Origin of the sequence: Myroides sp. DW712, from assembly GCF_046557355.1 — a bacterium.
GTDB lineage: Bacteria > Bacteroidota > Bacteroidia > Flavobacteriales > Flavobacteriaceae > Flavobacterium.
Genome location: NZ_JBKFDO010000003.1, coordinates 216,066 through 232,267, shown reverse-complemented (window position 1 = coordinate 232,267; position 16,202 = coordinate 216,066). Strand labels below are relative to the sequence as shown.

General features: G+C 38.1%; 9 protein-coding genes. 5 read left to right on the top strand and 4 right to left on the bottom strand.

Translation table 11 applies throughout. From position 1 onward, the window contains the following. Positions 1–10: 10 nt before the first annotated feature. From ACLJX0_RS03985 to murI, 3 genes are all read left to right on the top strand, one after another. Positions 11–1,285: an OmpH family outer membrane protein gene (locus ACLJX0_RS03985; RefSeq protein ID WP_410878656.1), complete on the top strand. Its 1,275-nt coding sequence runs from the start codon at positions 11–13 to the stop codon at positions 1,283–1,285. 22 nt (positions 1,286–1,307) lie between these two features. After that, positions 1,308–1,823 carry an OmpH family outer membrane protein gene (locus ACLJX0_RS03980; protein WP_410878654.1) on the top strand — a complete coding sequence of 172 codons (516 nt, stop codon included), beginning with the start codon at positions 1,308–1,310 and terminating at the stop codon, positions 1,821–1,823. A 61-nt stretch (positions 1,824–1,884) separates the two neighbouring features. Continuing rightward, entirely contained in the window at positions 1,885–2,664 is a 780-nt protein-coding gene (murI, locus tag ACLJX0_RS03975) for a glutamate racemase (protein WP_410878652.1), read from the top strand. Positions 2,665–2,803: 139 nt separating this feature from the next. Here the strand turns inward: murI and ACLJX0_RS03970 are convergent, their stop codons facing one another. The 3 genes from ACLJX0_RS03970 to ACLJX0_RS03960 are packed head-to-tail and all read right to left on the bottom strand — an operon-like array spanning position 2,804 to position 10,326. Beyond that, entirely contained in the window at positions 2,804–3,331 is a 528-nt protein-coding gene (locus tag ACLJX0_RS03970) for a gamma carbonic anhydrase family protein (protein ID WP_410878650.1), read from the bottom strand. 45 nt (positions 3,332–3,376) lie between these two features. Then, entirely contained in the window at positions 3,377–4,390 is a 1,014-nt protein-coding gene (locus ACLJX0_RS03965; RefSeq protein ID WP_410878648.1) for a type IX secretion system membrane protein PorP/SprF, read from the bottom strand. An 8-nt stretch (positions 4,391–4,398) separates the two neighbouring features. Beyond that, on the bottom strand, positions 4,399–10,326 hold the full coding sequence (locus ACLJX0_RS03960; RefSeq protein ID WP_410878646.1) for a T9SS type B sorting domain-containing protein: 5,928 nt from the start codon (positions 10,324–10,326) through the stop codon (positions 4,399–4,401). Between the two features lie 344 nt (positions 10,327–10,670). On the opposite strand from ACLJX0_RS03960, the gene ACLJX0_RS03955 reads away from it, so the two are divergent. Further along, complete coding sequence (locus tag ACLJX0_RS03955) at positions 10,671–11,570, top strand: NifU family protein (RefSeq protein WP_410878644.1); 900 nt, start codon at positions 10,671–10,673, stop codon at positions 11,568–11,570. Between the two features lie 76 nt (positions 11,571–11,646). Here the strand turns inward: ACLJX0_RS03955 and ACLJX0_RS03950 are convergent, their stop codons facing one another. After that, complete coding sequence (locus ACLJX0_RS03950; protein ID WP_410878642.1) at positions 11,647–13,929, bottom strand: anion permease; 2,283 nt, start codon at positions 13,927–13,929, stop codon at positions 11,647–11,649. Positions 13,930–14,201: 272 nt separating this feature from the next. Between ACLJX0_RS03950 and ACLJX0_RS03945 the strand changes: the two genes are divergently transcribed. Next, the gene (locus tag ACLJX0_RS03945; RefSeq protein WP_410878640.1) at positions 14,202–16,199 is read left to right on the top strand and encodes a thioredoxin domain-containing protein; all 1,998 of its coding nucleotides are present in this window, start codon (positions 14,202–14,204) and stop codon (positions 16,197–16,199) included. Positions 16,200–16,202 lie beyond the last annotated feature (3 nt).

Sequence of the window (16,202 nt, the reverse complement as noted above, 5' to 3'; positions counted from 1 at the left end):
TTAACAACTTATGAGGTATCTTTTTATTTTTTTAATCAGTATTTTTGGATATTCCTTTTCTCATGCACAAGGAGGATCTGCACGAGTTGCTTATATTGATATGGAACTAATATTACAATACGTTCCAGAATATACAGAAGCTAGTGCACAGTTAGCCTCCCGTGCAGAAGGCTGGAAGCAAGAAATTGACAAGAAAAAGGGAGAGATAAAGAAACTCAAAACCGATTTGGCCAATGAACGAGTTTTATTAACCCGAGATTTGATTAACGAAAAGGAAGAGGATATCAGTTCTTTGGAAGACGATCTTTTAAAATATCAACAAAAGTATTTTGGTACAGATGGTGAATATTTTTCGCAAAAAATAAGTTTAGCGAAACCGATTCAAGATCAGGTGTTTGCCATGGTTCAAGATATTGCTGAAGCAAGAAAGTACGATTATGTATTAGACAAGAATACAGAAAATACAATGTTAATAGCGGATAAACGATATGATATTAGTAATTTAGTCATTCGTCGCATGACTTCAGCTCGAAGAAAGCAGAACATGACCGCTGAACAAGTAGAGGCAGTAGAAAAAGAGGAGAAAGAAGAAGACGCTATTTCGCTTAGACAAAGCAGACGTGAAGAGCAACAACGCAGACGCGAAGAAGCAGAACGTCAAATGCGTCAGGAGCAGAAAGAAGAAAAGCAGAAACAACAGCAAGACAAGGAGCAAAAAGAACAATCTAACAGAGAAGATGACCTTAGAAAGCAACAAGAGCAGAAGCTGAAAGAATTAGAAGAAAAACGCGAAGAAGCTGAACGTCTCAGACAAGAAAAAATTGAGGCACAGAAACAGTTGTTGCAACAGAAACAAGAAGAGATTGAAAAGAAGAAGCAAGAAGATAAAGAAAAGCGAGAGCAACTTCAACGCGATAGAGAGGAGCAAATCAAACAACAACAAGAGGAATCTCAGCGTATAAAAGAAGAGCGAGAGCGCAAAGAGGAAGAAGAGCGACAAAGACGACGTGAAGATGCGGAAAAACAGCAGAAAAACGAAAAAAATGAAGAGTTTGAAAAGTTAATTGCTGACAGAAAGGCTGCTGAAGAAAGACGCAGACAAGAAATAGAACAAAAGAAAAAAGAAGCGCTAGAACAACGTCAAAAACAGATTGAAGAGACACAGCGCAAGCAGGACGAGATTAGAAAACGCGTTCAACAAGAACAAGAAGAAAAAAGACAACGTATGCTTCAAGAACAAGAAGAATTGAAAAAACAAATTGAAGCCGCCAAGAGTAACAAGTAAAATAATATAAAAAACGAATACAATGAAAAAAATGAAATCCTTATTGATTGCAGCAGTAATGTTTTTTGGCGTTAGCTTAACGACAGCAACAGCGCAAACTAAAGTTGCACACATCGACGTACAAGCGTTGATTACTGAAATGCCTGCTATGAAATCAGCTGAGGCAGAATTAAAAACATTAAGCGAAAAATATCAAAAAGAATACGGTACAATGGTTTCTGAGTACCAAACAAAAGCGCAAAAATACCAAACAGAAGCGCCTACTGTAGGAGACAAGGTTAACGAAGACAGACAAAAAGAAGTAGAAGATCTTTTACAGCGAATCCAACAATTCCAAACAACTGCTTCTCAAGAATTACAAAAGAAAGAAGTTGATTTAACGCAACCTATCTTTGAAAAAGCAAGAACAGCTATTCAAAAAGTAGCACGTGCTCAAGGTGTACAATACGTTTTAGACTCTTCTATGGGTTCTGGTGTTTTACTAGCTGACGGTACAGACTTAGCAGCAGAAGTAAAAAAAGAATTAGGTATTAAATAATATTTATATTTTGATAAAAAAGTCCGTTTTTATGACGGACTTTTTTATTTTTGTTCTACTTATGAAAAATACAAATCCCATTGGTTTATTTGATTCGGGTATAGGTGGAACTACAATATGGCAGGAAATTCACAACTTAATGCCAAATGAAGACACCCTTTTTTTAGCGGATCAAAAGAATGCACCTTATGGTACACAAACCAAAGAAGCTATTCTGGCGTTATCGCATAAAAATGTGCAATATTTGGTTGACCAAGGTTGTAAATTAGTTGTTGTTGCCTGTAATACAGCTACAACCAATGCCATTGACGAACTTCGTGCTACCTTTGCGATTCCCATTATCGGCATTGAACCTGCCATTAAGCCGGCTTCTTTACTGACTAAGACATCAACTATAGGTGTTTTAGCTACAAAAGGGACTATTACAAGTGATTTATTTACATCCAAGCTCAAACTATATCCCAACGTTAAAATAATCGAACAAATCGGCTATAATCTCGTTACTCTAATTGAAGCAGGGCAACTCCATTCACAAGAGATGAAAGAGCTCTTACAGCTATATCTTTTACCTATGGTAGAGCAAGGCATGGATACACTCGTACTAGGTTGTACACATTATCCTTATTTGACGCCAATCATACGCACTATTCTTCCAGCTGACATTCACATTATCGACTCTGGAGAAGCAGTAGCAAAACGCACACAGAGTGTACTAAAAGAGCACCATTTGCTTACGACGAGTACGCAACTGGGCCATGCCATTTTTTACACCAATATTGATCCAGCATCTTTACAGGCATTTGCTCCACACGAGGTTCAAGTGCAACAAATTGAATTTTAACCTTGTCTTGTTTCCTAACAATGCTTTTTTATTATTGAACTTACTTATCCCCTTTTGATATACAAAAACAGTCCTGCTGAATGACAGGACTGTTTTTGTATAGTGTTTTACGACCAAGGTATCTCACTCGTTTACCAACTTATTCTTGTTGATTCTCTTCTTTAAACCAGCTGGAATACATGACGTAATTCGAGGCGATTCGCTCTATTTCACCAGCAAAATCAGAGGCGCTGATTTCCTTTACTTTTTTGGCTGGTACACCCGCATAAATACTGCCAGATTCTACAACTGTATTTTGAGTAACTACAGCTCCTGCAGCAATAATGGTATTGCTATGCACAACGCAATTATCCATCACAATAGCACCCATACCAATTAATACATTATCGTGTATTACGCAACCGTGCACCATCGCATTATGCCCAATGGAGACATTATTTCCAATTACCGTTGGATGTTTTTCATAGGTACAGTGAACAATGGCTCCATCCTGAATATTTACTTTATCACCTATCGTGATGGAATTGACATCCCCGCGAATCACGGCATTAAACCAAACACTACACCACTTTCCGATAGTCACATCCCCAACGATTGTAGCATTCTCTGCGATATAGCAATCGGCTTCTATTTGAGGAGCCTTTCCCCTTATGTCTTTTATAATCATACTTCGTTATATTAAAAAAAGTCCCGATAAATATCGGGACTTTTTTTATTCATCATGTAAGTTTGGACAATTACAATCTAATGTACTTCGTTTTGCAAATAGGTTTACTCCAAGTGTAAACAAGTGGAATCCTCCTTTGTTAAACGTTCGATCACCTAATTCGTGTGTATACGTATAAGTAAAGCTAAACATCTTGTAAGAACCTCCAATTAACGGGCTAACACTTTGATTCGCCTGTTTTTTTGTATCACCACCTTTGGTATACTCAACTCGGTTAAAATCGCGTCTGTATGAAACACCGGCCCAAAGTTTAGCATTGTCAAAAGTTTTATACACTTTCATATTCACATCGGCTAACTTCATTTCCGTTTCTTCTACGTACTGAAGCAATACCGAAGGTTCATACATCCATCCACCATTGTAACGTGTATTTCCGAATGTGTATCCTCCACCTAATAAATAACGACGAAAGTTGTTACTTTCTGCGTCTGTATAAAGATCTCTTTTACTTGTTACAGCATTCTTCACTGTAAACATAGAGAAGAACTCCCCACGGTGATACGCTGCTCCAAAATCTACAGAGAAGTAGCTGTCTTTTACTTCAAGACCTCCACTTAAGGTAGGATCGTAAACCGAACCGAATTCCGTTTCATCTAACGTTGTACGAGCAAATCCCGCACTCATACCAAATGACAACAAATTCAATTCATAACGAGATTCACTGAAGGTAATATGATGGGCATACGTCAACTTTGCTCCTGTTTCTGAATGGTATCCATTCTTATCCGAGAAAGCAATGATACCAATACCCGATCGGTCTCCGACACGGGTATTGATAGTTAATGTTTGAGTTTGCGGTGCATCATCTGTATCTCCCCATTGTTGTCTGATCGCTCCTCGAACCTGTGTACTATTCTTCAATCCAGCCATTGCAGGGTGGATTAAATAGTAGTTATCAGCCAAATAATCCGAATACATAGGTAATCCACCGTCTTGCGCATTACTCATTTGAGTAACTAATAACGCAATTGCTAAATATCTTTTCTTAAATATTGTCATATCCTAAATTATCGTTTTAATGAGAAGTGTCCTTTATATTGAACTTTTCTAGGCACAAGATTCGCTTGTTTCGCTTCTTCTAAATATTCTACAGTAAACCAGTAGTCTGTTGATGGCATAGGTTTTCCGTTAAACGTACCGTCCCAACCTTCACTAGTAGCTGGTGTAAATTGCGTCAACAATTTGCCGTAGCGATCATAGATGTAGATCACAGCCTCTGGATGGCCTTTTAATGTTGGAATATTCCATGTATCATTAAATCCATCTCCATTCGGTGTAAAGAATCTAGGATAACCTAAAACAAATATATCAACATATTGAGGACAAATAGATCGTTGATCTTTATATCGTACCCAAACTCTATGTGTACCATTTAATACGTCATAGAAAATTTTAGAATCTTGATAAGCACCTTCATCTAAAGCATATTCAAATAATCTAGCGTCTGTTGGATTTTCAACAACAATTGAAATTCGCTCTTCTCCATCGATTGTACTCAAAATACCTTTTGAATCCGCATTCATGATCTTAATCTTAATGTCTTCTACAAAGTTAACCGTAAAGTTATTACTTGTGCTTGAACATTCTTGTCCTTTAAATTTCACCACTACTCTAAATACGTTTCCTTCAGCAATACTCTCTACCACATAGTACGATTTTGTCGCTCCTTCAATTGGTGTAAATGGACCTGTACCATTTCTTCTCTCCCACTGGAACTCGTAATCTCCAGCTTTAAATCCTGAGTCAATCGTGTACGGATCAAGTAGCTTATTCGTATTGTAATCGATACATACTAAAGTAGTAGCATCTAGCACTGGTGCGATTGGTGTTTCAAAAACAGTCAGGGTAAATCTCGTTTCATCTTGACATAAGAACATTGTTCCATCCGCTCTTACTCGTCTAACAACCGCAACAATCTCATGTGTTCCGATAGGCAAGCTGAAACGATCTAATTCAGCTACATCAATAGGTGCGTTATTGTAAAAATAGATAACCCCTAAATCCGCTACTGGAATATTTTGTCCAGCCACAATCTCCTCTACAAACAAGGTAAGATCAAACTGAGCTGTTCCACCTGGTCCTGCAGGAGTTGCACATTTCTCAATTCTAGATTTATCAGCTGTACTAATATCAAAGGCAAATACTTTTTCTTCTACAATTAGATTCACTACACCAACAAAATGACAACCTGTTTCTTTTCGCTCCACACGAACAAAGATTTGTTCGAATCCAGGCGTTTGGTTTGTACGGTTTGGTTGGATTGCTACACCGATATTATTTCTTTCTGCATCATTTCTATCTAGGTAGAAATAGATATCAAAGTCATTAGGATCTTCTCCATTTAAGATTTCATCTAATTTATCTAGTAGATTAAAATCGTGGAATCCAGTTGTGTTTTCCTCACAAATTAAGAAGTTCACTGGTTCAAATACTGGCTCTGGTTTTACTGCAATAAATAAAGGCACGAGTACAGCACATCCTGTATTACCATTTAATTCTGAATTTACTCTGACCCAAACTGTTGTTGTTCCTGACACATGCGCATCTGGAAAGATGATCATATCAAAACGGTCTCTAGTTTCTGCCCCACGTTTTGTATTGTAATATTCAAAGCTATAGTTCGCTGATTGATTTGCAATTTCTAACTCTCTAATCGTTAAGTCAAACTGAGCAATACCAATATGTGTTGGACTCGTATCACACAGATTAATTGGCTTCGGATTAAAGTTCACATTTGGTAATGGCAATACTTTAATAGTCACCGAAGTATAACTTCTACATCCTGTATAACTATTTACAGCAATCCAAATCGTTTGCGGATTCCCTGTATTTTGATACTGTCTAGGATTAGCAATCGCATTTCTGTTTGCTAATGCATCTTCTCTTGACACGTAGTAATCAAAAGTAACACGGTCAATTACACGTCCAAGAATATCCAATTCTCTAATAGTTAAGTCAAAAGTAGCTCTACCTGTATTTGGTAATTCAGGTTGACAAATTTCAATTGGCAATGGATTATTAATCGCCAATGGTACATTTGCAATCAATCTAAAGTTACCTGTAACAAAACAGTTACTTTGTTTATTGGTTACTCTATACCAAATTGTTTGAGGATTTCTAAGATTCTCATAACGCTCTGGATTAGAGATTGCATTGCGATTAGCCAACGCATCCGCTTCATTTAGATAGTACTGAATAGCAACGTTAGTACTATTTTGAGCCGCTAAAATTGCAGGATCTTGAAGACGCAAGTTGAAAATCACATTTGTATCTGCAAATGGATCCTCACTACAAGCAACTAGATTAGGTAAATCAATTGGGTTTAACGGTGTAGCCACTACGGTTAAGTACAATGGTTTCACAGTGAAACATCCTCCTGCTAATTCTCCTCTTACATATACAACCGCATTATTTGCCGTGATGTTGTTGTATTGATTTGGATTTGGAATTGCATCCACTGCTGCTAGTGCATTTTCTTCTGTTTCATAGAAGGTAATGACAATATTTGGATCTCCATTTTGAAGTGAAGCTACTAAGCTCATCAAATCAAAAACACCAAATCCATCATTATTCACACTACAAATCGCTACTGGATCTGCAGGAATATTCAATACTGGCGTTACTAGCGCTTTCAACTTCATCGGTCTGATTTCACTACATCCCGTATCCGCATTAAATCGCACGTAAATCGTTTGCTCATATTGCTGAATATTCACATAGTTATTTGGCAAGGCATTTACTTGTCGTTCCGCCTCACTTCTTGATGCATAGAAACGCACATCAAGTCCTAATTGTACCCCAATTAATCGCGACACATGCTCTATTAAATCAAATTCCGCATATCCTTGTCCTAAGGCAGGATCTTCACAGATTTGGTAATCTACTACCATAGGGATTACAGGCATGATAATCGGAGTAAGTACAATGTTCGTTAAGCTATAACAACCTGTATCTAAATTTTCTACTCTCGCCCAAACGCTTCTACCTAAAGCACTTGAGTAATTTTGTGGATTCACAATTGCATTTTGCATATTATCAGCATCCACACGAGAGGTATAATAATCAATTCTATATGGAATACCATTCAATTGTGCTGTAATTTCCGCTTCTTTTGTTGTTAAATCAACAATCATTTCGCGGTTCGCGTTATCCACACACATGGAGAACAAAATACGCTCTGGTACCACCACTTTAGGACTAATTGTCAACAACACCGGTACCACTTGGAAACACGTTGTTCTTGCATAACCAACTCTAGCGTAAATCGTTTGGCTAAAAGGAACGGTATTAACAAAATTTCTTGTTCCAATTGCATTGATATTTTGGTTTGCATCGGTGATTGAACGGAAGTATTTTACTTCAATATAAGGGCTCACTTGATCACCCAATAAGTCGATCGTTGCTTGTCTTAAATCAAACTCACCAATTCCATTTGGAGCCGTACTTAAACTACAAGTAAAAAGTTCTAAGCTATCATTGATTTCAGCTAATTCAGCTACTTCGATTTCAATTGGATACACTCCATAACAACCCGTACGTAAATCCACTAAGCGAACCCCAATCGTACCAGTTGCAGCAATATAATTCGTTGTATTGTGAATAATTTCACTTGCGGTATTATTAATCGCACCTGCAACTGTTTGGAAGTAAACCACTTCTAAATTCTGACGACCTGCAATAATTACTGGTGTAGTCAAATTAAAATTAAATGTTCCCGTTACTTTACCTTCAACTGGACATCCAAAAATTTTACCAACATTAGGCATCGTTGGCACTTGATTGATAAACAATTGGAACGAAGTTAGTGTAAACTCTGTATTTACGGTTCTATTTTGAACACGAACCCAAATCGTTTGTCCATGACTTCCTTCAAACGCAGCTAATTGCGCAGCAGGAATAGCATTTTGATTTAAACTAGCATCCTCTTGTGTTAAGAAGTACAATACTTGATAAGCTGGATTATTGTTGTACACACGAGGCGTTTGCACCGTTAAATCAAACGGAGCTGTAGTAACTGTACGATCGCTACATACCGAAAGATTTGGCAATTCATTTAAATCTAAATCACAACGCAACGCTAATAACTCAAATGAATCAATAGCAAAACACTGCATTCCTTCTCTATCCACACGAACCCAAACTGTTCTGGTAAATCCATCCACAGCCGTATCTAGCGTTTGGGCTAAATCGATTGGTGCATTACTGTTTTCCGCATCTCTTTCGGAATTATAAAACTCAATATTATAAGTATCGTTGATGTTTAACTGGGCAATTACGTCATTTAAATCAAACTCCGCTATCCCATTCTCATCGATACATGCTTGTAAATTATGTGTCTCTGCTAATACAGGCGCATCTTGTACGGTAACCGTAATGTCTTTTGTGTGGGTACACCCATAGTCATCTACTACCACATAGGTATACGTATGATCTCCAGGAAACAAAGGTTTAGCCACCATTTGTCCATTTTCCATCACTAAGTCTGGATGTGGCATCCAGTACGCATTCGCAATTACGGGCTGGAAGGTTAACGCCAATTTTTGAAAGCGATCCGAAAATTCGATATCCCAGCACTCTAACTTTCCACTATTTCCATTCCATCTATCTTCTACTTGTAGACGCCAAGTTCCATTTAAAGGCGCTCCTATTAAACTAGAAAAATTATTATTTGGCGTTAAATACGTCCAAGGTTTATACGTTCCTGCAGGGAATGCACCTCCAACGGTAGGAGCCATTAGTACTCCGCCATCTCCTCGATTTTGAAAAGGAAAGGGAGCATCATCACTAAAATGATAGGTAGCAAATTGCGTAGATCCATTTCCAAAATCTATCCCCATATCAAAAGGTACACCTGCAGCGGGTCCAAAATATCTGGTTAGATACATGGAAGCTCCATTGGGGGCAAAGACAATAATATCTAAATCTCCATACCAAGAATGCAAAATACTCATCCATAGATCAACGATATCTTCAGGTCGTTCAATTTTTTCGCTATCACAGTAGTAATCGATCTCGATATAACTGGTAAAAAACTCATTGGGTCTATCTGGTAAATCTATAGGAATACATTCCATTTTTACTGGATTAAACTTTTCTTCACGCAGCATCACATCAGCGCTCAACTTAATGGGTTCGCCTAAACAATAGACCGGTTTATCAGATGCCAAGGTAATATCAGCCTCCGAAGAAGCCACTTGAATAATGAATGTCTTCTCTTCTTCACAGCCGTTGCGATCTCTTACTTTAAATTTCATTCGATACGCACCAGGCACCGTAAATCGATAGGTTACATTTTTTCCTCTGCGTTCAAATACCTGTCTATCGAACTTATACGACCAAATATATTCTGCATCTTCTCCAGATTCTGAGAAAATAGCATCTCCGTACAATTTAATTTCACTACCTGCACATACTTTAATTACCCCTAAATCCTCTTCACAAGTTGGAGGTGTATTGGGATCAAATGCAGGAACTGTTCGAGGAACTTGTACCTCTATATTTTGACAGTCCTTCATTTGACACATAATATTGGCCGAAAATCCAGCTGCCGTTGGTCCGTCATCTGCATTAAAAATCAAGGTCAGACATCCATCTCCTGCAAAGGATCCTACAAATCCAGGTGAATTTCGTCCAGTAAAAGGACTTCCTACTATAGGTGTTCCTCCTACGCCACCATTTAAAATTTCCAAAGAAGCTCCAGGCGCTAACAAAAACGTCGTAAAATCCAAACGCACCGTTCCTCCTGGTGTATCCGGACATAACACCATTTCATAGCGTTTCAGCGGCTGATAGTTCCCAGCAAGTCCTCCATCATCATAAAGGATCCCCGAACAAATCTCCTTACGACCATTGAAAATCAAAAGATCTTCTGCATGCCCTTGAAAGAAACTCATCTGAGCGAGCAAAAAAACCATGAAAAATAAAAATCTCTTCATAAATGATTTTTTTATTGTATAAATATTATTGTTACTCATCTATATCGCTTTTAATTAAGATCAAAGTGCATTGCTCTTTGATAAAATAATCAAACATTGTTTCAAAATTCAACGCATAACCATCGCTCCGCGCATAGTTACTACAACTACTTTTGTCATAATTAATTGCTCTACACATTATTGCAAAATTTAAAAATTGTACTTACTTCTCTTATTTAGAACCACTTCGCTTGCGTAAGCGCTGTTAATTCATACTTAATTATATGTTAATTATATGTTTAAAAAACCAAATATACAGATTCGTAGAATATAAGTTTGTTAATTTTGAAAAAAAATAAAACAAAATGTCACAGATTAAAATTCAAAATACGCAAAACCCAGCAATTGTCAAGTTTATCCTTTCTGATTTTATTACTAAAGGAGACAATTTTGAGTTCAAAAACATTGATGAAACTGCACAATCTCCTTTAGCGAGAGAACTTTTCTACTTACCTTTTGTAAAAACGGTGTTTATCGCAAATAATTTTATTGCCATTGAAAAATTTTCAATTGTTGAATGGGAAGACGTGCAAGATACTGTTGCAGATCAAATCCAAACTTTCATCGCTAAAGGTAAGAAAATCTTAATAGAATCTAAAGATGAAGCCAAAAAACATCCGATAACGATTTATGCGGAATCAACACCGAATCCAGCGGTAATCAAATTTGTTGCAAACAAGCTACTAACCAAGCAAGGAGTGGAGTTTAAAAACATTGATGAGGCCAAAGCCTCTCCCCTAGCGAAAGAGCTATTCAAACTGCCTTTTGTACGCGAAGTATTCATAGACGAAAATTATGTCTCTATTTCGAAATATGAGGCCTTTGACTGGAATGAATTCATCCAATCGACGCGTTCATTTATTAAGGAATTTTTAGAAAAAGGAAATTTAGCCGTAGATGAGGCTTTAGTAACAAATGTAGCAGAATTAGAGAAGCAAGCGGATATCCACTTTGATTCTCTAGATGAGAAATCACAACGCATCATCAACATTCTAGAAGAAAATGTAAAGCCAGCGGTACAGGCTGATGGTGGAAATATTGCATTTCAAAATTACAACCAAGCAACGAATGTAGTACAGGTTATTCTACAAGGAGCTTGTAGTGGTTGTCCTTCTTCTACCTTTACGTTAAAGAATGGTATTGAAAGTATGCTACGACATATGCTTGCAGATGAAGCTATTGTGGTAGAAGCCATTAATGGATAATCCTTTTTAAAATAAGTCAATAAAAAAACGCTTAGCTTTCGCTAGGCGTTTTTTATATCTAGGAAGCTAAACTTTTTTAGCCTTTTGACGTAAACTTCGTTCGCTTTTGATCTAAATCAAACTTTTCAAACAATTCTAACAGGCCAATAGTCGCTTTCACCATATCATCAGTCTCAAACAAAATAGAGAAATACAACTTACTATTCTTTGGACTCGTCTCTGTGGTGCGAATGCGGACAATTTGCTTTTGAATCAATTTATCGATCGTTTGGGTAATGTCTTCCTTATGAGCTAAAACATCACTAATGCGATCAAATTTCTCTTCCAAGAAAATCGTACCGATTTCGTCCAAGAATACTTGTAGTTTATTGTCAATTAGCTTTAAATCGCGGATTTGGTTAAACTTCAACTTCTTGTGGTTGTTGTCTACGTGTGTATAGCTATTTTGTGTAATAAATAAGGTAGACTTGATAATATCCTGCAAAAACCCAAGGGTAAGAACATAGAACTTACTAGCCCCTACGGTAGTTTCATCTAGATTCTTAATGAAGAAATATACATTGCCACGCAGGCTATCCACCTCTTTTTCTAACTGTTTTAATTTCTTTCTACACGCTTTTAGATCGGCGTGATTCTGCAAGGCTACACCATCAATAACACGGGTATATAATTCGTTGGTACGCACCATAACTTTGGCAATTTGTGCCGAACTCTCTGACGCAACCTCTTGAATGGTAACAATATCAAATTTATTGAGCTTTTCTGTTTTTAGTTTTTTCTCTTGCTCCAGGCGTTGATGTTTTTTATTACTTCTATACAAGAGAATTCCCACTAGAATTAACATCGCCACTAAAGCATACACTTCTCCTATATATAGAATATAGGCTGTAATAAAAGAAGCAACAAAAGCGACAATTGCAGTTACAAACCAACCACCAATGACATTAAATACACCAGCCACACGGTAAACTGCAGAATCCCTGTCCCAAGCTCGGTCAGCAAAAGACGTACCCATCGCCACCATAAAGGTTACATAGGTCGTAGACAAAGGCAATTTCATCGATGTACCAATGGAAATCAAGATACTCGCCACCATCAGGTTCACTGAGGCACGCACCATATCGAAGGCAGGTTCATCTTGTTTATTTTTGCTTTTCGAGGTTTTTACGGGTTGCTCGAAACGCTTATCCATATGAATTTGCCAAGACTTTGGAAGGAAATAATTGACAATTCCCCCTAAGATAACCATACTGCGCACCAAGGCTTTTGACAACAAGTTAGGCGAAAACTTCTCATCCGAAGAATCTGAACTCTGACGCGCCAAGCTCATCTCTGTTTCAATAACATTACGCGCCTTTTTTGATGTCCACAAGGTGTACACCATAATCGCTCCGGCTAGTAAGAGGAAATAGAAAGGTGCCACCACATTTTCTTCTGCCAATTTTCCCATCAAATAAACATCGGCTGCTTGTCCAGAGCTTTGGAAGATTTCAAACGACTGAACCGCTGCAATAGGCACACCTATAAAGTTTACTAAATCATTCCCTGCGAAAGCCAAAGCCAAGGCAAAGGTTCCGATGATAATGATAACACGTAGAATATTCAGTTTAAAAACGGACATTAACACTTGAGAGAATAGCGTCCAAAAAACAAAGCTCCCTCCCAAAATCAGTAGTTGATTGTGGTCTATCCATACAGAAGCTTCCTTGGTTAAAAAACTTGATCCTTTCAATCCTTTAATTAAGATGAAAAAAGAAATGGCTGTGATCGCTGTTCCACCAAATAAAGCGCCAAAATATTTTAATTTACGTTCTACTTGAAAGGTAAAGATTAAACGCGACACATATTGCACCAAGGTTCCCAGCGTAAACGACAAGATGACGGACAACAAAATACTCACGACAATCTCTGAAGCCTTCTTGGTATTGATATAGGAAGGTAAGGTAGCCCAACTATCGTCACTGGTTACAATCTTCACTACAGCCAAACACACCGCAGCTCCTAACAATTCAAATACAATAGAAACGGTCGTTGATGTGGGTAATCCCAGTGAATTAAAGACATCCAACAGGAGGACATCGGTAATCATCACTGCGAGGAAAATAATCATTACATCGTTGAAGGTAAACATACTGGGGACGAAAATTCCACTTCGGGCAATCTCCATCATTCCTCCAGAAAAGACAGCCCCAACCAAAATTCCCAGTGAAGCAACTAACATAATGCCTTTGAAAGACATCGCCTTGGATCCCAATCCGGAATTTAGAAAGTTTACAGCGTCATTACTTACTCCAACAGTTAAATCTATTACGGCTAATATCCCTAAGGCTATCAGCATAACAATAAAAATCTGTTCCATTTATTCTTTTATTTTTTGCGTACTGCAAAAGTCCTTCTATTTCTGCAATCCAACGTTAACTTAATGTTATCCTTTGTTTTTTGTTGTTCGTTGACTTATCTCATCAAATCCTCAACAAATCCTCAATAAATCCCAACAACAGGGATGATTGCCATCCGCCCCTACAAACCCTCAACAAACCCTCACCTAATCCCAACAACAAGGCGGATTACCATCCGCTCCTACAAATCCTCACCATTTTTTCCTTAATTTTGTTATTCAATTCCAACCCTATGAATGAACTACAGCACACTTCGAATCCTTATTTAAGACAACACGCTACCAATCCGATTCATTGGAAGGCTTGGCATCCCTCTGTTTTTGAAAAGGCTCAAGAGCAAAACTGCCTGGTTATTGTCAGTATTGGCTACTCCACGTGTCATTGGTGCCATGTGATGGAAGAAGAGAGTTTCACCCATACAGCAGTTGCTGAAGTGATGAATCGCCATTTTATTCCCATTAAAGTGGATCGAGAGGAACATCCTGATGTGGATGCCTATTATATGAAGGCCGTTCAGCTGATGACCAAACAAGGAGGATGGCCACTCAATGTGGTATGCTTACCCGATGGAAGACCTATTTGGGGAGGTACGTATTTTCCGCAAAGAACCTGGCTAGATGCGTTGGAACAACTGGCGCAATTACACCAGGACAAACCCGAAGCCACACTTGAATTTGCCACGAAACTACAAGAGGGGGTTTATATCATGGGCTTGGCTCCTACCCCTCAAGAGGAACACCGATTTAATTTGGATATCCTCTTGGAAAAATGGAAACAGAGTTTTGATTTAGAGTACGGGGGCTATCAACGTGCACCAAAATTCATGATGCCTACCAACCTGCTTTACCTTCAAAAAGTAGGAGATCTTAAACGAGATAAAACACTACTACACTATATTGATTTAACCCTTACCCGCATGGCTTGGGGTGGAATTTTTGATGTTATCGAAGGAGGATTTTCCCGCTATTCTGTTGATTTCAAATGGCATATTCCTCATTTCGAAAAAATGCTATACGACAATGCGCAACTGTTAAGCGTTTACAGCGATGCGTACAAACGCACTTCGAATCCGTTGTATCTTGAAATCATAGAAAAAACGGTTCAATTTATTCAAACCAATTGGCAATCTCCTTGGGGTGGGGTATATTCTGCCTTAGATGCAGATAGCTTAGACCCTGCGGGTGTTTCAAAAGAAGGAGCGTATTACGTATGGACCAAAGCGGAATTACGCCGTCTCTTAGGGGATAATTTTAATCTATTCGCTCAAGTATACAATGTAAATGATTTAGGGTATTGGGAAGAGGGAAAATTTGTACTCTTCCAGAATCAGGCACTAGAGGTGACTGCCGAAGCAAATCAATGGAATGTTTTCGACTTGCAAAAACGCAAAAAACAGTGGGAACAGTTGCTCTTACACGCGCGTAATCAACGACCAAAACCCCTGTTAGACGACAAGATTATCTGCAGTTGGAATGCCATGCTCATCACGGGATTACTCGATGCTTATAGCGCGACACAGCAAACGCATTATTTACAACAAGCAACACAGATCTACCACTATATTCAAACGCATCTGTTTGATGAAGAACGCGGCCTGTTCCACTCCGCCCATCATCAACAGGTTCATACACTCGGCTACTTAGACGATTATGCCTTTTATATACAAGCGCTTATTCGTCTCTATCAACACACGGCAAACCAAGATTATTTGTCGCAAGCCAAGCAGTTAATGGACCTAACCTTAGATTTATTTTTAGACGAAAAGAGTCAGTTTTTCTACTTTAGTCAAGCCAATCAAGCGGATGTAATTTTAAGAAGCATAGAAACCGAAGACAATGTTATTCCTTCTGCCAATGCTGTACTATGTATGAGTTTACTCCAATTGGGACTCTTGTTTGAACACCTGCATTATACTCAATTGGCGCACAACATGATTGAGGTGATGCAATCCAACTTGGACTATCCTTCTGCTTATTCGCATTGGCTACTCGCTATGCTATATACTGAATCTCCAGCGGAACTCACCGTTGTAGGAGTAAATGCGTTAGAAGACAGCCTAAAAATTGAAGCGAATTTAATCAGTAAAACCTTTGTTTTTCCAGTAAATCAAGCAAGTTCAATCCCATATTTTTCAAAATATACCGTGAATCAAACCACACAATATTATCTTTGTGAAAACAAACATTGCTTCACTCCTACGACGGAAGTAAGCAGCATCCTAAAGCTATAAACT